Source organism: Bacillus sp. TH50, from assembly GCF_016650565.1.
GTDB lineage: Bacteria > Bacillota > Bacilli > Bacillales > Bacillaceae_G > Bacillus_A > Bacillus_A mycoides.
On the sequence record NZ_JAEKFM010000003.1, the window covers coordinates 2,928,842 to 2,950,255 of the forward strand.

Below are 21,414 nucleotides of genomic sequence, written 5' to 3' on the forward strand. Positions count from 1 at the left end.
TTCAAGTTGGACGGAGGATACTATGAGCTTATTAACAGTAGAAAAACTAGGCCATACATTTGGCGATCGCACATTATTTAAAGATGTATCCATGCGTTTACTAGCAGGAGAACATGTCGGATTAGTCGGTGCAAACGGTGTTGGTAAATCAACATTTATGAATATTATTACTGGTCAACTTATCCATGATGAAGGCCGTGTAGAATGGACACCTGGTACAAATTACAGTTACTTAGACCAGCATACAATTTTAACACCTGGTCGCACAATTCGTGATGTATTAGCTGACGCGTTTTTACCTTTATTTGAAAAAGAAAAAGCTTTAAATGAAGTTGCAGAAAAAATGGGAACGGCAACACCGGAAGAATTAGAGGACCTTCTTGAGCAGATGGCAGAAATCCAAGATGCTCTCGAAGCAGGTGGTTTCTATTTACTAGATATGAAAATCGAAGAGGCAGCAAGAGGTCTTGGAATTGATGCAATCGGTTTAGATCGTGATGTTTCAGCACTAAGTGGTGGACAACGTACAAAAGTATTACTTGCAAAGCTATTACTTGAGCAACCAGAAGTGTTATTACTCGATGAGCCTACTAACTATTTAGACGTTGAACATATTCATTGGTTAACTAATTATTTAAAAGAATATCCACATGCATTCTTATTAATTTCTCATGATACGGAATTTATGAACAAATGCGTTGATGTTATTTTCCATCTAGAATTTACAAAAATGACGCGCTATACAGCGACATACGAAAAATTCCTAGAGTTAGCCGAAATTAATAAAAATCAACATATAAATGCTTATGAAAAACAGAAAGAGTTTATTAAAAAGCAGGAAGACTTTATTGCAAAGAACAAAGCTCGTTATTCAACGACAGGTCGTGCAAAAAGTCGTCAAAAACAACTTGATCGCATGGAGCGTATTGATCGTCCTGAAACAGCAATTAAGCCAGAATTCTCATTTAAAGAATGTCGTGCAAGTAGCCGTTTCGTCTTTGAAGGTGAAAATGTAGAAATCGGATATACACACCCATTACTACCAAAACTAACAATGACAATTGAACGCGGTGAAAAAATTGCTATCGTTGGATGTAATGGTGTCGGTAAATCAACATTACTAAAAACAATTTTAGGAAAAATTAAACCTTTAAGCGGTAAAACGAGTCTTGGTGACTTCTTAGAGCCTGCATACTTTGAGCAAGAAGTAAAAGCGGATAATATAACACCAATTGATGATGTTTGGAACACATTCCCTAGCATGGACCAACATCAAATTCGTGCAATGTTAGCAAAATGCGGATTAAAAAATGAGCATATCTCTCGCCCGCTAAATCAATTAAGTGGTGGTGAACAAGCAAAAGTTCGTTTATGTAAGCTAATGGGTGAAGAAAGTAACTGGATCCTATTCGATGAGCCAACAAACCATCTTGATGTTACAGCAAAGGAAGAACTTCAAAAAGCTCTGAAAGCATATAAAGGGACAATCCTTCTTGTATGTCACGAACCAGAATTTTATGAAGGCTGGATAACAAAAACTTGGAATGTTGAAGAGTGGTCACAAAATAATTCTTAATTATAATAGAAAATCCTTGCGTTCTATATGCAAGGATTTTTTATATTATAGTATGCCGTAAGCCTCAATCGAAACTCATTTAAACTAGGATATACCGCTAAATTAGCAAGCATACCTCTAATGACTGGAATTCTTGGATTTGGCAATCTCATTTCTGCTTCTAAAACATCTAAAGTCACAAGTAACTCATCATTTTCTAATTGATCGGCTAATGTTCGTTTAAATACAATAATTTCACTTAAAAAATGTTCCTTCACCTGTTCCTTAATAAGCTCGGAACTGCAAAGAAATTCTCCAAGTCTCTCTTCATGTAGAACAGGTTCCTCTGAAGATTCTAGAAGCCCCTCTACTAAATTGTCTATCCTTTTTAAAATAAAAGCTGAGACATAGGACAAATCAATTTCTGGCGCATTTAAAATAATTAATTCTAAATACCCACGGCATATCCCTTCCACCATAATTACTAGATCTAACAAGTATGGAATAACCTTTTCACCATAAATGGACAGTAAGCTATTTCGATAAAATGCATGAGACTCTAATTTCATCCGCATCATAAATTCTTCTACTTCTTTATTAAATGGAATAGCATTTTCTCTCGCATGCATAATAATAAATTCCTTATGCTTCTGTACATCTGTAAACTGGCAACACAATTGTTTTTCAAATTTTTCACGTGGCAATAAAGATTCTCTATCAATATCCAGCATTTTCTTTTGGATTTTGTCATAATAATATCGAAGTGTCGCTAATAACAACTCATCTTTCGATTTAAAATATAAATAAAAAGCCCCCTTAGATATGCCACAAGCTGTCACAATTTCTTGTACTGATGTCGCATTGACACCCTTAGTCGCAAATAACTTCATAGCCGATTCTATAATTAAACGCTCTTTTTCTTTCATATCTTCTCTCCTAGACTTAATCTCGCATCTTATGTAAATTCAAACTTGATTTCATTCCACATTAACAGAAAATAAGACTTCTTCCCTAAAATTTAATGGAGCAAATGGTTTATATAGAAGCCTTTCCATCTGTCAAAATCAATAATCATTAAGGAATAGGAAACCGACTACTTACAGTTTCACTTTATTATACCATCCCTTTTCATTGACGACTGACCAATCAGTCAGTTATATTATGTATTAGACTGACCGATTGGTCAATATAATAAAAAGGGAGCGCAAACATGAACAAAATCATCAATTTCACGTTAAAAAATAAGTTCGCAGTTTGGCTACTAACCATTATTGTTACTATTGCGGGTATTTATTCTGGACTCAATATGAAGCTGGAGACAATTCCTGATATTACAACACCGATTGTAACAGTAACCACGGTTTATCCTGGTGCTACACCAGAAGAAGTAGCTGATAAAATTTCAAAACCAATGGAAGAGCAACTCCAAAATTTAAGCGGTGTAAACGTTGTTAGTTCATCATCTTATCAAAACGCATCTTCTATTCAGGTAGAATATGATTTTGATAAAAATATGGAAAAAGCCGAAACGGAAATTAAAGAATCGCTCGCAAACGTGAAACTGCCAGAAGGTGTGAAAGACCCGAAAGTCTCACGAGTAAACTTTAATGCCTTTCCTGTTATTTCATTAAGCGTAGCGAGTAAAAATGAATCTTTAGCTGCCTTAACAGAAAATGTAGAAAAAAATGTTGTTCCTGGATTAAAAGGACTTGATGGTGTCGCATCTGTTCAAATCGCAGGTCAACAAGTAGACGAAGTACAGCTTGTCTTCAAAAAAGATAAGATGAAAGAATTAGGTTTAAGTGAAGATACTGTAAAAAATATGATTAAAGGTTCGGACGTATCGTTACCACTTGGCTTATATACATTTAAAGATACGGAAAAATCAGTTGTTGTCGATGGTAACATTACAACAATTAAAGCATTAAAAGAATTAAAAATTCCAGCTATCCCTTCATCACCGAATGGTCAAGGTAGCCAAAACGCTGGTGCTGGAACACAAGCACCACAGATGAATCCGGCTGCTATGAACGGCATACCAACGGTTACATTAGAAGAGATTGCTGATATTAAAGAAGTTGGAAAAGCAGAATCCATTTCTCGAACGAATGGAAAAGAAGCAATCGGTATTCAAATTGTGAAGGCTGCTGATGCGAATACAGTTGATGTTGTAAATGCAGTTAAAGATAAAGTAAAAGACCTTGAGAAAAAATATAAAGACTTAGAGATTATTTCAACATTCGATCAAGGTGCGCCTATTGAAAAATCAGTCGAAACAATGCTTAGCAAAGCTATTTTCGGTGCTATCTTTGCGATTGTTATTATTATGTTGTTCCTGCGAAACATTCGAACAACACTAATCTCTGTCGTTTCTATACCACTTTCTTTATTAATTGCAGTTTTAGTAATAAAACAAATGGATATTACCCTTAACATTATGACACTTGGAGCAATGACAGTTGCTATTGGACGCGTTGTTGATGACTCAATTGTTGTTATTGAAAATATTTACCGACGTATGTCTTTATCAGAAGAGAAATTACGTGGGAAAGATTTAATTCGTGAAGCTACGAAAGAAATGTTTATCCCGATTATGTCTTCTACAATTGTAACAATCGCTGTATTCTTACCTCTTGGACTTGTAAAAGGTATGATTGGTGAAATGTTCTTACCATTTGCTTTAACAATTGTTTTTGCCCTACTTGCTTCCTTACTTGTGGCAGTTACAATTGTGCCGATGCTAGCACATTCCTTATTTAAGAAGGAAAGCATGAGAGAAAAAGAAGTACATCATGAGGAAAAACCAAGCAAATTAGCAAACGGCTATAAACGTATACTTGAATGGGCGTTAAACCATAAAATTATTACATCAAGTATCACAGTCCTCCTATTAGTAGGCAGCCTTGCACTTGTACCAATCATCGGTGTCAGCTTCTTACCATCTGAAGAAGAAAAAATGATTATCGCAACGTACAAACCTGAGCCAGGTCAAACGTTAGACGACGTTGAAAAAATTGCAACGAAAGCTGAAAAGCATTTCCAAGATAAAAAAGACGTCAAAACGATTCAATTCTCATTAGGCGGCGAAAACCCAATGAGCCCTGGTCAAACAAATCAAGCGATGTTCTTCGTTCAATATGATAACGATACGAAAAACTTTGAAAAAGAGAAAGAACAAGTCGTTAAAGATTTACAAAAGATGTCTGGAAAAGGTGAATGGAAAAACCAAGATTTCGGAGCAGGTGGCGGTAGTAACGAAATTATGCTATACGTTTATGGAGATAGCTCTGAAGAAATTAAGCCTGTCGTGAAAGACATTCAAAATATCATGAAGAAAAATAAAGATTTAAAAGACATAGACTCTAGTGTTGCAAAAACATATGCAGAATATACTTTAGTCGCTGATCAAGAAAAGTTAAGTAAAATGGGGCTAACTGCTGCTCAAATTGGAATGGGACTTTCTAATCAACATGATCGCCCTGTTCTTACAACAATTAAAAAAGATAATAAAGATATAAATGTATATGTAGAAACTGAAAAACAAAACTATGAAACGATCGATGACTTAACAAATCGTAAAATTACAACACCACTTGGTAATGAAGTTGCTGTTAAAGATGTTATGACTGTAAAAGAAGATGAAACTTCTAACACAGTAACACATCGTGATGGCCGTGTTTATGCGGAAGTTAGTGCAAAACTAACATCTGATGACGTTTCAAAAGCATCTGCCGCTGTTCAAAAAGAAGTAGATAAAATGGATCTTCCTTCTGGTATAGATGTTTCTATGGGTGGTGTTACACAAGATATTCAAGAATCATTCAAACAACTTGGCTTAGCGATGTTAGCTGCGATTGCCATTGTATACTTCGTTCTTGTTGTTACATTTGGCGGTGCCCTTGCACCATTCGCAATTTTATTCTCGCTACCATTCACAATCATTGGTGCACTCGTTGCCTTATTAATCTCTGGCGAAACGTTAAGCGTATCTGCGATGATTGGGGCTCTTATGCTAATTGGTATCGTTGTAACGAACGCAATCGTGCTCATTGACCGTGTTATTCATAAAGAAAATGACGGCCTATCAACACGTGAAGCATTATTAGAAGCTGGTACAACACGCCTGCGTCCTATCTTAATGACTGCAATTGCAACAATCGGGGCTCTTATCCCGCTTGCATTAGGATTTGAAGGTAGCGGCTTAATTTCTAAAGGACTTGGCGTAACAGTAATTGGTGGATTAACAAGTTCAACGTTATTAACACTTCTTATTGTTCCAATCGTTTATGAAGCATTAAGCAAATTTAAAAAGAAAAAAGTAAAATAAAAAAATAACCTCGCTGACTGCGAGGTTATTTTTTATTCCCAAACAAGATTAGGAAATCACCATATCCTTCTTTTTCTAAATCTTCTTTTTGAATAAAGCGTAGCGCTGCCGAATTAATACAATAACGAAGGCCGTTTTGTCCTGGGCCGTCTGGAAATACATGCCCAAGATGTGAATCTCCTTCTTTACTTCTCACTTCCGTACGCGTCATATTATGGCTAACATCCATTTTTTCTTTCACACTAGCTGACATAACTGGTTTCGTAAAACTCGGCCATCCACAGCCGCTGTCGAACTTATCGAAAGAAGTAAATAATGGTTCCCCCGAAACAATATCTACATAAAGCCCTTCTTCTTTATGATTCCAATACTCATTTTGAAAAGGCGGTTCTGTCCCATTTTCCTGTGTTACATAAAACTGCATCTCGTTTAATCTTTCTTTTAAATGAGCATTATTCTTTGGCCAATGTTGTTTAATAAAAGCATCTCGACCTGAGCCTTTACGATATAACTCATAGCGAAATGTATTCTTCTTATAATATCCTTGGTGATATTCTTCAGCTGGATAAAACGTAGCAGCTGGCAATATTTTTGTCGCAATTGGCTTCGAAAAATGCCCACTTTTCTCGAGCTCTTCTTTTGAAGCCTCTGCCTTTTTATGTTGTTCTTCATTATGATAAAAAATCACCGTTTCATAAGACTGCCCGCGGTCGTGGAATTGTCCCCCTATATCAGTCGGGTCAATTTGTCTCCAATATATATTTAACAACTCTTCATACGGCATTTTATTTGCATCAAATGTAATTTGTACTGCTTCATAATGCCCAGTTGTTTCCGAGCACACTTCTTTATACGTTGGATCCTCTTTATGGCCACCTGTATAGCCTGAAACAACCTGTATAATCCCTTCTATCTCTTCAAATGGCGAAACCATACACCAGAAACACCCTCCAGCAAACGTAGCTAACTCTATCTTTTCATTTACGGCCATTATTTCACCCCTATTCTATCTTCTCCTTACAGTATGGCATAAGGAACGTCATGTTATAAAAGAAAAAGCATCGAACATCGATGCTTTTTCTTTACTTCACTTTATTTTTTTTCAACGTCCTTCTCCATTTCATCACTTGTCACATCTAAGACATCTAATAAGAAAATGAAGATTGGAATACCGATAATAAGTCCCCACACACCTAAGAAATGCTCAGAGAAAATTAATACCATAAATGTGTAGAAGATTGGTAAGTTTGTTTTTTGTGACATAAACTTCGGATTTAATACATAGCTCTCAAGTGCATGAATTACTGTTACGATAACTACAATATAAACGACATACATAATACCGCCAATATTGTAAGCAATCATACAGAGTGGGAATAACGAGATAATAACACCCGCCACTGGAATTAAACCAAGCAAGAAAATCATTAACGCTAAACCTAGTAATTGCGGGAATCCTAATATCCATAATGCAATAACAGATAAAACACAGTTAACAATTGCAATTAAAAATTGTGCTTCGATTACTTTTCCGAATGAACGTGCAAATTTCTTTCCGAAATACTCTATTTCGTTATAGAAAATTGCAAGTCGGCTTTCTTTAAATTTCGAAGTAAAAGCAACGATACGTGCTTTTTCAAGTAAGAAAAATAAGCTTAAAATTACAGAAAGTAAAACTTGAAGGCCAAATTTCCCAACATTCGTAATAGATTTATACAAAATGTCTACGCCTTGCCCCACATATTTAGAAAGCTCCATATGATTAACAGCATTAACTGCATACTTAATTAATTCACTATCAGGTGGATTTCTTAAAAATACATTAAATTGATAAATCAATTGTGAAATTTGTATTGTTAATACCGGTAAATATTTAAATAGCGTAATGGCAATTCCTGCCACTAACATTACATATAAAAGCGCTATAATAATTTTTCGATTAATTGGCATGAAATGATCTAATTTACGAGAAATAAACTTTTGGAATCGATCCATTAAATACGTCAACATAAACGTAATTAAAATTAAATTTAACATACTTTGCATCCCATACAATATGAGAGCAAGTAATACTAATACGATTAACCTCTGAAATCCTTTGCTTTGAAACAGGTTTTTTATTTGCATAATCGACGAGTACTCTCTCCTGTCCTATAAAGTAAAACGTTAACAAGTAGATCTCTCTCTATTCTCTACTTATAATTATCCTTTAATATTAAAGCCATTGCGAGCAATTTATATTCAACCCTAACCACCCGTTAATTGTGCTATATATTATGTTACTTCTTATTTTACAATACAATGACCTATTTCAGAACGCATTATACGTAGTATTAATGAAGATTTAAGGAAACTTTTATCCTTCAATAGGTCTTACCACTACTGTAACATAAAAAGCAAGCTATCAGTAGAAATCCGTCCTACAAATAACTTGCTTTTATATTTTTTTTAGTAAGTTTTATCATCCAATAAACGGCATGAACATTGGAATAACCACCACTGTTACGACACCAACCACTGTCACAGCGATACTGGCCATAGCTGCTTCTACTTCACCCATTTCGATACCTACTGCAACCCCTAACGCATGTCCTGCTGTTCCAAGCGCTAAACCTTTAGCAATCGGATGTTTAACTCTAAATGTTTTTAAGAATAAAGCTCCTAATGCGTATACGATAACAGCATTAAAAATAACTGCAAATGATGTAATTGCTGGAATACCACCGATACTTTCAGAGATTGGTAATGCAATTGCTGTTGTTGCTGCTTGTGGTAACATTGAGTTCATTACAGCTGTATCTAGACCAATTGCTTTTGCGACAATGAACACAACAACCACTGAACAAATAGATCCAACCACGATAGCCGATAAAATTTGCCACCAATATTTTTTTAACTTATCAACTTGTTTATATAATGGAATTGCAAACGCGATTGTTGCTGGTTCTAAGAAGAAGCTAATCATTTTTCCGCCAGTATTATATTCTTCAAAAGTAAAGTTACCTACTTTTAGAAAGACAATCCCTAATACCATCGCTACGAATAATGGTGTGAATAAGAAGAATCCTTTTGAATGCTTAAATAATAATGTTCCGATTCCGTATGCGATTAATGAAACGACGATTCCGAAATATGGAGTCATTGTGCTTGCCATGTTCATTCCCTCCTAACAATATATACTAAATTGGTTACGCAACTTTTCCGTGCTTACGTCCTTTATTTACTACTTTCAATTCTTTCATATCTTCTATTTCTTTATCGTCTTTTCCTAAAATAAATTGTGCAAATAATCCTGTTACAGCGAGTAAAATAATTGTTGCGACAACAATTACAGTTAAAATTTGTACAAAATATTGTCCCATTACACCGAGAGAATTAATAACCGAAATACCTGATGGAACGAAAAGGAATCCGATAATACCTGTTAAAGCCGTTCCGAGTGATTCAACTTGTTCCAATTTAATAACTTTTAAACATAATAGGCTAAATAAAATAACTAATCCGATTACCGATGAAGGCATCGGAATTGGTAAATGCGTTGCAATAATATTAGAAACTAACATAATAACTGAAAATATGAATGCTTGTGATAAGAAACTATATACTTTTTTCGTACTCATTTTGGCCACCTCTTTCGATTTGGTACCTTTATTGTATAAGATAAAACCAAAACTGTAAGCGTTTACATAACAGAACGTCAAATATACAAAATTAGTTACAAAAATAGGCAGACGAAATACAAAAAGCTGCTTCTTAAATACGAAGCAGCTTTTTAAGTTCTTTTGCATATGTACGGCTAACCGGGACTTTGGATCCCTCTTTCATAATTAAGTTATAAGTCGAATTAAACCACGGCTGTATCTCAGAAATATGATTAATATTAGCAACGAAACTACGATGAACACGCATAAAAATTGTTTGTGGTAATTTCTTTTCCAAAATGACAAGCGTATCATGTGTTACATATGTTTCTTTCATTGTTTTTACAGTTACTTTCCCATCTACAAGCCCTACATAAATAATATCTTCAATGTTAACAAGTACAATTGATTCCTCAATTGGTAATGCTAATTTATGCATCTCGGCCGTTACATCTACACTCTTTACATCTTGCTTTGTTTCTAACTTTATTTGCTTTTGTTTTTTATATTTCTTTAATGTCTGTACGATACGTTCTTCATCAAATGGCTTTAAAATGTAGTCTAACGCATCTACTTCAAATGCTTGCAATGCATATTGATCATAGGCAGTAGCAAACACAATTGAAGGTGGATTTTTCATTTTCTTTAATATATTTGCGATTTCAAATCCATTATCATCAGATAACTGAATATCTAGAAAAACAATATCTGGTTTGTTTTTCATTAATTCTTCTAATGCATCCTCTACACAATCCGCCTCACCAATTATCTCTACTTCTTTTGTTTTCTCTAATAAATATTTCAATTCATCCCGTGCTAACATTTCATCATCAACTACTAATACTTTTAACACTCCGTTTTTCCTCCTCTACTTTTTTCGGAATCACAAAGAGGATCTTTGTCCCTTGCTCTAATTCACTTTCAATTTGAAGCATTGTCTCTTTCCCAAATAACCCGATAAGTCGTTCATTAATATTATATAAGGCTGTTCCCGTCCCTTTCTTTGATGGAACTACCATTTTTCCTAATTGCTCTAGACGTTCACTCTCAATCCCTTGTCCATTATCCTTTACTTCAAAGTGAACCATCCCTTCTTTTTCAAACACATGTACCTCGACTTGGCACACTGGCTGCTTTTTCGGAAAAGCATGGCGCAATGCATTTTCAACTAATAGCTGAAGCACAAATGGTGGAACTAAAGTCACCTTTAGTGCCTCTTCAATGTACATCTTCACTTCATACTTATTCGGAAACCTCGCTTGCTCTAACGATAAATATGCATGTACATGATTCAACTCTTGTTCTAATGGAATAAGTAATTGTCGTGCCCCTTGCAAATTACAACGAAAATAAACGCTAAGCTGCAATAATAATTTTCTCGCTTTCTCTACATCTGTTCGGCATAAAGCTGATACTGTATTAATTGCATTAAATAAAAAATGCGGATTGATTTGTGCTTGCAACGCTTTTATTTCGGCATCTTGCAATAACTTACTTTGTAACTCAGCTTCACCTAACTCAAGCTGTGTGGAGAATATTTTCGCTAGCCCTTCCGCTAACTCTTCTTCAACACGACTTAATTGATTAGGGTTTTTAAAATAAAGTTTTAATGTTCCTATCGTATTTCCATGTGAAGTTAATGGAATAACAACTGCCGCTTGTAATGGACACCCTTCATGTTGACAATTAATATTCTCACGTGATTTTGCCTTCATTATTTTCCCTGTTTTTAATACTTCTTTTGATAAACCTGTTATTAAACTGTGTGAAGGAATATGATGATCTGATGCTAATCCAACGTGAGCTAAGATTTCCTCTGTATCTGTTAAGGATACCGCATCTGTTCCCGTAAAGCGGTGAATAATTTGTGCCACATGTTTACAAGACTCTTCTGTTAGCCCTTGGCGGAAATATGGTAACGTCTTATCAGCAATTCGTAATACTTTATGCGTTTGCAAAGCTTTTGCGTTTTCTTCTTGTCGTAAAATAGCTAGTATCATCGAAAGTAAAATGAAACTGCCAAAACTATTTACAAGAATCATCGGTAGCGCAATTGTTTTCACAACACTAAGTCCATCTTCTATAATTAATAGAATCATAAGCATTTCTAAAGTAACGATAAAAACACTTAAAATCGCAGAAAATTTAGGAGTAATAGTACGGTTATATTTTTTGAAAATGTATCCAATATAACCTGTTATAATCCCAGCCAAAATTGATGAAATTGCACAACTTACTGCCGTCGTCCCACCAAGCATATAACGATGAATACCCGCAATAGAACCTACTCCAATTCCGACGATAGGACCGCCAAGCAATCCACTAATTCCAACACCCATGATTCGTGTATTCGCAATTGTGCTGGATGATGAAACACCTTGTAACCAATTTTCATTCATAATAGTATTTCCTGCTATTTCAATCCCTGTGTAATTGCTTACAATTGTAAACACTGAAAAAATACAAATAAGCTTAAACTTATCTACATATCCGTCTTGCTTATGAAGAAGACGCCGGAACGTTTTAATATGAGAGAGTAAAAATCCTAAAATAACAATAAGCCCGACGCGTTCAATCATCATAAGTACTAAATTTAGCATCTGTGATTCATTCCTTTTTATATGAGTTAGTTTTATTATGGGAAAATAATGAAGCGTGCGTCGAGGAGAATGAAATGTTTTTTGAAATATTTTACACATAACTATCCCCTCTTTATTTGACAATCTAACAGAAGAGTGCTAAAAATAAAGTAATATAATACAGTCCTTTAACCCAACCCCGTGAGGTTGAGAAGGAAGTCGGAATATACTATACGTATGGTCTTTTTTAGGGATACGTATGCTTTTTTGGCCTTCTCATCATATCAGGTGAGAAGGCCTTTTGTTATTCTTCCATAGCGACTGTAGAAGAAAATAAGGAGGATTAATGATGAACGTCACTACTGATGTACAATCAACAACAGAGGAGACGAAAGAGAAAAGATATAAAACATTGTTTGGTTCTGCGCTAGGATATGCAGCAGAAGGTTTAGACATGTTGCTCTTATCTTTCGTACTCGTCTACATTTTAAAAGAATTTCATTTAAGCCCTGTTGAAGGTGGAAACTTAACATTAGCTACCACAATAGGAATGCTAATCGGGTCTTATTTATTTGGATTTATTGCTGATTTATTTGGGCGTATCCGTACGATGGCCTTCACAATCTTACTATTCTCACTAGCAACAGCACTTATTTATTTCGCAACAGATTATTGGCAATTATTAATTCTTCGCTTTTTAGTTGGAATGGGAGTTGGTGGTGAATTCGGGATTGGGATGGCCATCGTAACTGAAACATGGTCTAAAGAAATGCGCGCTAAGGCGACATCCGTTGTTGCACTTGGATGGCAATTTGGCGTACTAGTCGCTTCACTCCTTCCGGCATTTATCGTCCCGCATTTTGGATGGAGAGCTGTTTTCTTATTTGGACTCATTCCCGCTCTACTAGCTGTTTACGTCCGCAAAAGTTTAAGTGAACCGAAAATATGGGAACAAAAACAACGATACAAAAAAGAATTGTTACAAAAAGAAGCTAAAGGTAATTTAACAACTACTGAGGCAGAACAACTAAAGCAAATGAAAAAGTTCCCACTTCGAAAGTTATTTGCCAATAAAAAAGTAACGATAACAACAATTGGTCTTATTATTATGTCATTCATCCAGAACTTCGGATATTATGGAGTTTTCACATGGATGCCAACTATTTTAGCGAATAAATATAACTACACATTAGCAAAAGCGAGCGGTTGGATGTTCATCTCTACAATCGGCATGCTAATTGGAATTGCAACTTTTGGTATTCTAGCCGATAAAATTGGCCGCCGTAAAACTTTTACAATCTATTATGTCGGTGGTACTATATACTGTCTCATTTACTTCTTCTTATTCACAGACTCAACATCATTGTTATGGGGAAGTGCACTGCTTGGATTCTTTGCCAATGGCATGATGGGGGGATTCGGAGCAGTTTTAGCTGAAAACTATCCTGCTGAAGCTCGCTCGACAGCAGAGAACTTTATTTTCGGTACAGGACGTGGATTAGCTGGATTTGGACCTGTTATTATCGGCTTACTTGCTGCAGGTGGTAATTTAATGGGAGCATTATCTCTCATCTTCATTATCTATCCAATCGGTTTAGTTACAATGCTATTATGTGTCCCAGAGACGAAAGATAAAGTATTAGAATAGATTGAAACTGTACGAAATGTTTATCCAAATACTGTCCCCTCAGGAAAAGTATTTGGATAAATAGCAAAGAGGAAGCATCTCAAATGAAATGCTTCCTCTTCTTATATAAATACAATTATTTATTTTGATTTACTAGCTTTTTGGAACAAGAAGCTAGTTTTATCTTCTTCTTTTACAATACCTTGTTTTAACGCTAATTCCCCTGCGACTTTAGGCGCTAGCCATAGCATTGGGAATAACAGAATAGATACCGGAACAGCCGTCACTACAATGAAGGATTGTAAGGCGTTAATACTTCCCTCACCCATATATAAAAGAATCGCCGCAACTGCGCCCATAATAAGCGACCAAAAAACTCGCAAACTAATTCTAGGATCTCCATCTCCAGTCACTGCCATTGAAATCGAATAAGCCATTGAATCTCCTGTTGTCACTACAAATAAAATTGTTAATAAAAGAAATGCAGGTCCAATAATATTAGATAGTGGCAGTTGCTCTGTAATTGCAATCATAGCCGCTGGCATACCAGATTCACTTAATGCGGTCGAGATAGAACCAGGATTCATTAACTCATAAAACACACCTGATCCCCCTAGTATAGTAAACCAAAACGTTGTAATAATAGGTGCAATAATTCCAATTGCAACGATGATTTCTCGGATTGTTCTTCCTCTTGAAATTCGGCTCACTAAAATTGCCATCATCGGTCCATATCCAATAAACCATCCCCAGAAAAAGATTGTCCACGATCCTAACCAAGCTGTATCACCACGATATGTGCTCATTGGAATAAATTCATTTATATAAAATCCAAACGAAGAAACAAATGAATCGATAATAAATCCACCTGGTCCAAATATTAATACAAATACCATTAATAGAACTGCTAATCTAACATTTAAATTACTTATAATTTGAATCCCTTTATCAATTCCTGTTACCGCAGATATAGTAGAAACAGCTACTACACAAACAATAATGGCTAATTGAGTAGTAAACACATCAGGAATGTTAAACAATGCTTGTAACCCATAACTTGCTTGTAGTCCTAAAAATCCGATTGGACCAATCGTCCCTGCAGCTACCGCAATAATGGCAAATACATCGATCATTGTTCCAAGCCAACTCTTTCGCAATTTCTCTCCAAAAATAGGATATAAAAGCGTTCGAGGTTTTAAAGGCATATCTTTATGATAATGCCCGTACATCATAACTACCGCACTAATTGTACCTAAAATCGTCCAAGCCAGGAAACCCCAGTGCATATAACTTTGTGCTAAAGCAGGCATTACCGCTTCTTTCGTTCCAGCAGTTATACCTTCATGTATTGGTGGCACCGTCATCAAATGGTACATCGGCTCTGCGGCTGCCCAAAAAACGCCACCTCCAGCAAGTAATGTAGACATAATAATAGCGAGCCATTTTGTCGTACTAATCTCAGGTTTTTCTAGCCCCCCAAGTTTAACTCTCCCATATTTTGAAAACGCCATACACATTGCAACAACAAATGTACCAATTAATAAAACCTGCCAAAAGGCACCAAAATATTTAATTGAAGCTGTAAAACTGCTATTAATGGCTCCCTCTACGTAACTTTTATTTAAAATAACTGCAATTACAAATAATAAAAGTGAGCCACCACTAATAAGAAATACAGGCCAATCCGTTTTTCGACTCTTCATCCTCATTTACACTTCCTCCTTCCTCAGCAATCTAAAAAAACAACTTTATTATGTTTTCTTGTTTACACCCAAAACACAATGATTATATAAGCATAATAATTCATCAATTTCCTACACACTTATGTTGTCCCTAAAAATATGCTAAATCCCTTATTTAAAAGAAAATTTCTATTCCTATTACATAAAAAAGCAAAACAAAAGACCTTATATTTCTATAAGGTCTTCGAAACAGAAATTTGATTATAACATAAGGAACTCCTTGGTTCAAAAAGTCCTTTCCAAAAATAACCGATAGTAAAGGCTTCCATTTGCTACGTAACAGTAATTAAAAAAAATTATATTTTGCAGAAAAAAAAACTATACTAGCTATTATTTATGAAAGAAATTCGGCTTCAAAATTTCATTTGGATACGGTTTATGATAAATATGAGTGGTAGCTGGCGACAACGGTGGTATGAGCCACACCCAATTACCAGTTACAACCCGTCCACATGCCGCTTCCTGCTTCTCAAATTGTTGAAATTGTTGTGCAGCTGTATGGTGATCCACAATACTAACTCCTTGTTTTTTAAAAGAATGTAAAACAGCCACGTTTAATTCAATTAGCGCCTTGTCTTTCCATAACGTACCGTTTCTCGATGTATCGAGCTTCATCATCTCCGCAACAGCCGGAAGTAAATTATAGCGATCATGATCCGCTAAGTTACGAGCCCCAATCTCCGTTCCCATATACCATCCATTGAACGGGGCTGCCGTATAAGAAATACCGCCAATTTCTAAGCACATATCTGAAATCATTGGAACCCCATACCATTTTGCTCCAAGTGACGAAATCGGGTATTCTGGGTGTTCAATTGGCACTTCTTTTACTTCTTCTCTCGGAATTTCTATATATATAGGTGCCTTCCCGTTTATAGAAAACACAAGTGGCAATACATCGAAATTCGTACCTTCTCCTTGCCAGCCAAGTTCCTGACAAAAATCTGTAAACGCAGTGGAATGAGAGTCACCAATCACTCCCATTTCTGTTTTATATCCTGCATACCGAATCAATTGGTGATTATAAATTCGTATATTATTTTCTTCACCTTGATATTGCTTAAAAATTGTAATTGTCGGTTTAACTTTCCCATCGTTCGTTGCATATTTAATATGATGAATTAATGCATTGTATACACCTTCCTCATCATTTACTTCACGTGCATCTAATATGTGCATCTTACTCCAAAATAGTCTTCCGATGCATCGATTACTATTGCGCCATGCCATTCGTGATCCATGAACAAGTTCTTCAAATGTATGCTCATACGTCCCCGTCTTCTCTATCTCAACTTGAATTTCTTTTATTCTCTCTTCTATGAATTGTTCTTTATTAAGCTCTTTATAGCAAACCGTAATAAAATGACTAGCTTCCTCTATTAATTGTTTCGTTTTACTCATAAACGATCTCCTTCTATTTCAACAAAACGTTACTACTTTACAGTATAAGCAAAAAGAATAAGAGTCACAAATGAAAGTCGAAGTGTTACTTTTATTGTAATATTTTTCAGAAAATTAAAGAGATTACTATTGACTTGTATAAAAAATAGGTGTATTTTTGACTCAGGTAAATTATTTTTACCTAGACCAACTTTTTAATAAGAAAGGAGGGAATGTTATGTCTTCATTTCAATTGCCAAAGCTTTCATATGACTATGATGAACTAGAGCCATATATCGATAGCAACACGCTTTCTATTCATCATGGAAAGCACCATGCGACATACGTAAATAACTTGAATGCTGCTTTAGAAAACTATACGGAATTACATAATAAATCTTTAGAAGAGTTACTATGTAATTTAGAAACTTTACCAAAAGAAATTGTTACAGCTGTCCGAAATAACGGTGGTGGACATTATTGTCATAGTCTTTTTTGGGAATTAATGAGCCCGCGAGGTGGCGGTGAGCCTAATGGAGACGTTGCAAAAGTAATTGATTATTATTTCAATACCTTTGACAACTTAAAAGATCAACTTTCCAAAGCAGCTATTAGTCGTTTTGGAAGTGGCTATGGATGGCTTGTTCTGGACGGTGAGGAACTTTCCGTTATGAGTACACCCAATCAAGATACACCTTTGCAAGAAGGTAAAATTCCATTACTCGTCATCGATGTATGGGAACACGCCTATTATTTAAAGTATCAAAATCGGCGTCCAGAATTTGTTACCAACTGGTGGCATACGGTGAACTGGGACCGGGTAAATGAAAAGTATTTACAAGCAATTCAATCACAAATACATTAGTCGTGCGTATAAGGTAAATTTGGTAATGTAAAATTAGTATTGTCGAAATCCTCCAGAATCCCCCGGATTGCCACCGGGGGATTTATGATTATTTCATTGTATTTATGTAATAACGTAAAACTTTTTCCGTCTCTAATTTCAACTCTCGGAACGGGAATCCTAATTCACGAGCCTTTCCATTATGTAACGTACAATTAATCACTCCATTATAAGGAGCTATATTATCTCCTACTTCTTGAATGAGCGCTTTTATCCCGGTATTCTCTTCTATGAAACGAATAACTTCTCTGGTAGAAACCACCCCGTTACTACAAGCATTAATTGGCCCTTCTATGTTTTCCATCCCGCACCAAGCTAAAAACTGTCCTGCTTCCTTTTCATGTATAAATGACAACTCTCCATCTACATGATCCACAACGATAGACTCTTGTTTCACAACATGTTCAACGTAAAATTGTAATCTTTTCGTATAATCGTTTTCTCCAATAACAACTGGAAAACGCACTGCGACAACTGGAAATGTTGCATGTTGAAATAAAACTGCTTCAGCTAATCGCTTACCTTCACTATAATTGAAATCATTCCTACCTCCATACGTAATTGTATACTCGTACGGATTGAAATTTTCTTCTAACAGGCCTAGCGCAGGCTCATAGACAGCCATTGAAGATGTCATAATGTATTTCTTCGTTTTTCCTTTTAGCACTTCACATATTATCTTCGCCGCATTCGAGCTATAGCATAAATTATCGTATACGATATCATAACTTTCACCTTCAAAACGCTCTTCTAGTGGCCTCTCATCTTCTCTATCTACAATCAGTCTTTTTACTGCACTTCCAAAGGAATCTTCAGTAACTCCCCTCGTCGCAATCGTTACATCATGTCCAGCTTGCAACAGTACTTCTACTAAATGTTTACCAAAAAATCTTGTTCCCCCTAGCACCAATACTTTTTTCACCTTCATCATCCCCGTTTTCACAAATTGTAAAATACTACCTCTATTATTATAAACGCTAAAATAAAAAAACATGGAATCAGTTTAACGATTCCATGTTTTTTCTACACACGATACATTAACGTACTCGATATTTAAAAATACAATAGCAGCAATATAAAATAGAAATTACTGATACATAAACCCATAGTTCATATATGAATCCCTCGCCCCATACTCCCATAAAATAAAAGAGTGAAGGCAACGTCAATGTTACCCATGATTGTACAAAGGCAATTCTGCCAAGATATTGATTGATATTCTTTTTTTGTGCATTTAATACAAAGAATAAATACCAAAGTAATGCCCACATAAACCATGTTAACGCATTAACAACATCGTGGAATTGAACAAATGAAACAATCATATAGAATAAAGCAATAATTGCTACCCAAATACAGAACCAGCCTAGTCCACTACTATCCATTCCTTTAATAAAAGTAACACCTACATATAAATAAGTTAAACCAAATAAAAAAGTAGCTGCATATGAATATACCGTCCAATTACTTTGATCAGAAATCATAATCAAATAGAACGGAATGATAATTTGTAATGCCCCCACAAATAAATTAAAGACACCTGCACTTTTCATCTCTACTTTGCCTAATATGACAAGACTATTTAAAAATAAAGCTGCACCTGAAAGTAATAATCCTACGTAACCCATATATATTCGTGTGAAAATCTTTCCCCTTCACACTTTTAACCTCCCCACAATATAAAGTGATACTTTATCCCGCATTAACGATCAGTAAAACTCCCACCTCAAAATTCAGCTAGAGCAAAGAAGTTAAGTGGGAGATCAACTGCCCGTAAAGCCCGATTGGTGAAGGCTAATAATCAGTGGGGATGAACACCCCCCACTGATTAAAGTTTCACTTTATTATTTTTCTTCCTATTTAAAACTACATACATAATTTTTAATCTGAATAAGTCAGACTTCCTACCTTAAAAAACAACAAATTTAAAACGCTTTCAATAATAAATAACCCTATCAAAACATGAAATAGGATTCCTTGATTATAAACGTACTCTAACAATGATACAAGTGTTGGAATACTTTTCAATACTATGTTTTGAATTTCTATAAAAAATTAGTAGAATGATACATTCTTCCTATCTCATTCTATTAATTATTTGCATAGAATATCGTACACTCATATTAATTTAGAAAGGTTTGATATTTATGCCTCTTCATTATCCAAATCATTTTGTTTTTCACTCCACAGGTGTATTAACAAGAGAGCCTGTAACCGTTTCAGCAGTAGTAAACATTGTAAATTTAGATGCATATTACACACACCATGTAACTATAGAGGTTTGGGATTGGTCTAACTATTCTAATCCTGTAAAATTACCTGTACTAATTGGTGAAAATACGGAAGTAGCATTCCCATATATTTTACAAGGTAACCACTTAGCAGTTTTTTATGCTGATTTAGATGACTCTATTGATTTGTATGAAATTCGTATTTCTTATCCTGGCCACTCCAATATTGTTGCAAATTGTTTTGGGCGAAGTATCCAGCCATATACAAGCCAAGAAGGTAATACAGTATACCATAAACAACTCGTTCTAATTCATTAAATCTCCCCTATTATGTGAAAGGGGCTGGTCAGTAATACATTTATCTTTATAAGATAATCGTATTACTGACCTAAAGCGTGATAGTCAATCTTGATAGTTTCTCATTTTGAACACTTGCTATTTATCATAAATATCATTCGGATTTATTGTAGGAACAAATCCATTTGTAGAACTATATTTTTTAGATACATTATCTGGGGTCACGGTAAACGTTACAATTTTATTGCTTTGCTGTTTAAAATAGCGCATCCAATTTTGACTCCATTCATCTTTCGCAATAACTTGTTTATTGAAGTCTTCCCACAATACACCATGTATAAAATTCAAGGATGTATTTTTGATTGTGTCAAATCCCCAATTCTGTATAAGAAGCAGGTTGGAATCAACACTTTTAATTTCTTTTAATAAATTTACATATGCTTCTCGAAATTTCCCTTGTGTAGACGGCTGATCATAAAAATAGTCATCAATATCACCAGCTGTATCTAAAAACACCCCATCTATTCCTTTTCCAATAACTTGCTGTTTCACCTTATTCACAACAATCCCACGGTAGTGTTCATCAGCTAAATTCATAATATATGTATCCCACTGCTCAATCTTCATTTTCTTACCATCTCTATAATAATAGTCTGATTCAACTACTTGCGATTTATGCCACGATTCTAATTCTAAAACACTAACATAGCCAAGAACTACCGTTCCTGATTTTTTTAATTGCTGAACCTGTTCTTTCGTAAATGCATATGGCTCTATAATAACCATGTCATACTTTGAAAGTCTCTCAATTACTTGCTCATTTGCTTCACCATAATAAATTTTATAACTTCGTACATTTTTTAAAACTGGTTCCACAACATTTGCTTGTGCGGATGTACTTGAGGAAAAAATAAAAGAAAATATAGCTAAAAAGCATATGGAACGTTTCCACTCCATAATAATATTACCCCCTATACAACTGTAATTTTCTATTGTTTTAAATATTAATACAAATATAGTAATACCATAACATTCTACATTTTTTCAAACTCGATTTTTTATAAAAATCCCAATAAATTCAATACATTAACAGAAATTAGAATTTATTTCACTTGAATTTACTACATCTCT

Annotated in this window: 17 protein-coding genes and 1 pseudogene; 5 read left to right on the forward strand and 13 right to left on the reverse strand. The window is 35.0% G+C overall.

The features are described from left to right. Positions 1–22 precede the first annotated feature (22 nt). A complete protein-coding gene (locus tag JFU23_RS15235; protein ID WP_002138941.1) occupies positions 23–1,576 on the forward strand; it encodes an ABC-F family ATP-binding cassette domain-containing protein in 1,554 nt (517 codons plus the stop codon). A gap of 23 nt (positions 1,577–1,599) precedes the next feature. On the opposite strand, the gene JFU23_RS15240 is transcribed toward JFU23_RS15235, so the two are convergent. Continuing rightward, positions 1,600–2,481: a TetR/AcrR family transcriptional regulator gene (locus tag JFU23_RS15240; protein ID WP_085312899.1), complete on the reverse strand. Its 882-nt coding sequence runs from the start codon at positions 2,479–2,481 to the stop codon at positions 1,600–1,602. A gap of 284 nt (positions 2,482–2,765) precedes the next feature. Here JFU23_RS15240 and JFU23_RS15245 point away from each other — a divergent pair, with 284 nt between their 5' ends. Continuing rightward, a complete protein-coding gene (locus tag JFU23_RS15245; protein WP_085312900.1) occupies positions 2,766–5,882 on the forward strand; it encodes an efflux RND transporter permease subunit in 3,117 nt (1,038 codons plus the stop codon). A gap of 25 nt (positions 5,883–5,907) precedes the next feature. On the opposite strand, the gene msrB is transcribed toward JFU23_RS15245, so the two are convergent. The 7 genes and pseudogenes from msrB to lytS form a co-directional block, all read right to left on the reverse strand. Then, complete coding sequence (gene msrB / locus JFU23_RS31210; protein WP_370458379.1) at positions 5,908–6,360, reverse strand: peptide-methionine (R)-S-oxide reductase MsrB; 453 nt, start codon at positions 6,358–6,360, stop codon at positions 5,908–5,910. A gap of 45 nt (positions 6,361–6,405) precedes the next feature. Beyond that, positions 6,406–6,873, reverse strand: a pseudogene (msrA, locus tag JFU23_RS31215) (peptide-methionine (S)-S-oxide reductase MsrA); the annotation flags it as partial. Positions 6,874–6,974: 101 nt separating this feature from the next. Further along, complete coding sequence (locus tag JFU23_RS15255) at positions 6,975–8,009, reverse strand: AI-2E family transporter (RefSeq protein WP_002068682.1); 1,035 nt, start codon at positions 8,007–8,009, stop codon at positions 6,975–6,977. Positions 8,010–8,343: 334 nt separating this feature from the next. Further along, positions 8,344–9,036, reverse strand: coding sequence for an antiholin-like protein LrgB (gene lrgB / locus JFU23_RS15260; RefSeq protein WP_000168872.1), 693 nt, complete (start codon positions 9,034–9,036; stop codon positions 8,344–8,346). Positions 9,037–9,070: 34 nt separating this feature from the next. Then, positions 9,071–9,502 carry an antiholin-like murein hydrolase modulator LrgA gene (lrgA, locus tag JFU23_RS15265; RefSeq protein WP_201032213.1) on the reverse strand — a complete coding sequence of 144 codons (432 nt, stop codon included), beginning with the start codon at positions 9,500–9,502 and terminating at the stop codon, positions 9,071–9,073. 133 nt (positions 9,503–9,635) lie between these two features. Next, positions 9,636–10,376, reverse strand: coding sequence for a LytR/AlgR family response regulator transcription factor (locus JFU23_RS15270; protein WP_002130151.1), 741 nt, complete (start codon positions 10,374–10,376; stop codon positions 9,636–9,638). Next, the gene (gene lytS / locus JFU23_RS15275; protein ID WP_201032214.1) at positions 10,354–12,123 is read right to left on the reverse strand and encodes a two-component system sensor histidine kinase LytS; all 1,770 of its coding nucleotides are present in this window, start codon (positions 12,121–12,123) and stop codon (positions 10,354–10,356) included. The genes JFU23_RS15270 and lytS overlap by 23 nt, the downstream gene beginning before the upstream one ends. A 328-nt stretch (positions 12,124–12,451) precedes the next feature. Here lytS and JFU23_RS15280 point away from each other — a divergent pair, with 328 nt between their 5' ends. Next, positions 12,452–13,750, forward strand: a complete 1,299-nt coding sequence (locus tag JFU23_RS15280) for an MFS transporter (RefSeq protein WP_201032215.1) — start codon at positions 12,452–12,454, stop codon at positions 13,748–13,750. A gap of 119 nt (positions 13,751–13,869) precedes the next feature. Here JFU23_RS15280 and JFU23_RS15285 read toward each other — a convergent pair whose 3' ends face one another. Together JFU23_RS15285 and JFU23_RS15290 are read right to left on the reverse strand one after the other, a co-directional pair. Continuing rightward, positions 13,870–15,438 carry a BCCT family transporter gene (locus JFU23_RS15285; protein ID WP_201032216.1) on the reverse strand — a complete coding sequence of 523 codons (1,569 nt, stop codon included), beginning with the start codon at positions 15,436–15,438 and terminating at the stop codon, positions 13,870–13,872. 363 nt (positions 15,439–15,801) lie between these two features. Then, positions 15,802–16,872 carry a nitric oxide synthase oxygenase gene (locus tag JFU23_RS15290; protein WP_201032217.1) on the reverse strand — a complete coding sequence of 357 codons (1,071 nt, stop codon included), beginning with the start codon at positions 16,870–16,872 and terminating at the stop codon, positions 15,802–15,804. A gap of 217 nt (positions 16,873–17,089) precedes the next feature. Here JFU23_RS15290 and sodA point away from each other — a divergent pair, with 217 nt between their 5' ends. Continuing rightward, a complete protein-coding gene (sodA, locus tag JFU23_RS15295; RefSeq protein ID WP_201032218.1) occupies positions 17,090–17,716 on the forward strand; it encodes a superoxide dismutase [Mn] in 627 nt (208 codons plus the stop codon). A gap of 88 nt (positions 17,717–17,804) precedes the next feature. Here the strand turns inward: sodA and JFU23_RS15300 are convergent, their stop codons facing one another. Both JFU23_RS15300 and JFU23_RS15305 read right to left on the reverse strand, forming a co-directional pair. Further along, the gene (locus tag JFU23_RS15300) at positions 17,805–18,749 is read right to left on the reverse strand and encodes an NAD-dependent epimerase/dehydratase family protein (RefSeq protein ID WP_201032219.1); all 945 of its coding nucleotides are present in this window, start codon (positions 18,747–18,749) and stop codon (positions 17,805–17,807) included. A 43-nt stretch (positions 18,750–18,792) separates the two neighbouring features. After that, positions 18,793–19,383 carry an AmiS/UreI family transporter gene (locus JFU23_RS15305; RefSeq protein WP_002068662.1) on the reverse strand — a complete coding sequence of 197 codons (591 nt, stop codon included), beginning with the start codon at positions 19,381–19,383 and terminating at the stop codon, positions 18,793–18,795. A gap of 519 nt (positions 19,384–19,902) precedes the next feature. Here JFU23_RS15305 and JFU23_RS15310 point away from each other — a divergent pair. Then, positions 19,903–20,304 carry a hypothetical protein gene (locus tag JFU23_RS15310; protein ID WP_201032220.1) on the forward strand — a complete coding sequence of 134 codons (402 nt, stop codon included), beginning with the start codon at positions 19,903–19,905 and terminating at the stop codon, positions 20,302–20,304. A 117-nt stretch (positions 20,305–20,421) separates the two neighbouring features. Here JFU23_RS15310 and JFU23_RS15315 read toward each other — a convergent pair whose 3' ends face one another. Then, complete coding sequence (locus JFU23_RS15315) at positions 20,422–21,240, reverse strand: glycoside hydrolase family 191 protein (protein WP_085312908.1); 819 nt, start codon at positions 21,238–21,240, stop codon at positions 20,422–20,424. Between the last annotated feature and the right edge of the window lie 174 nt (positions 21,241–21,414).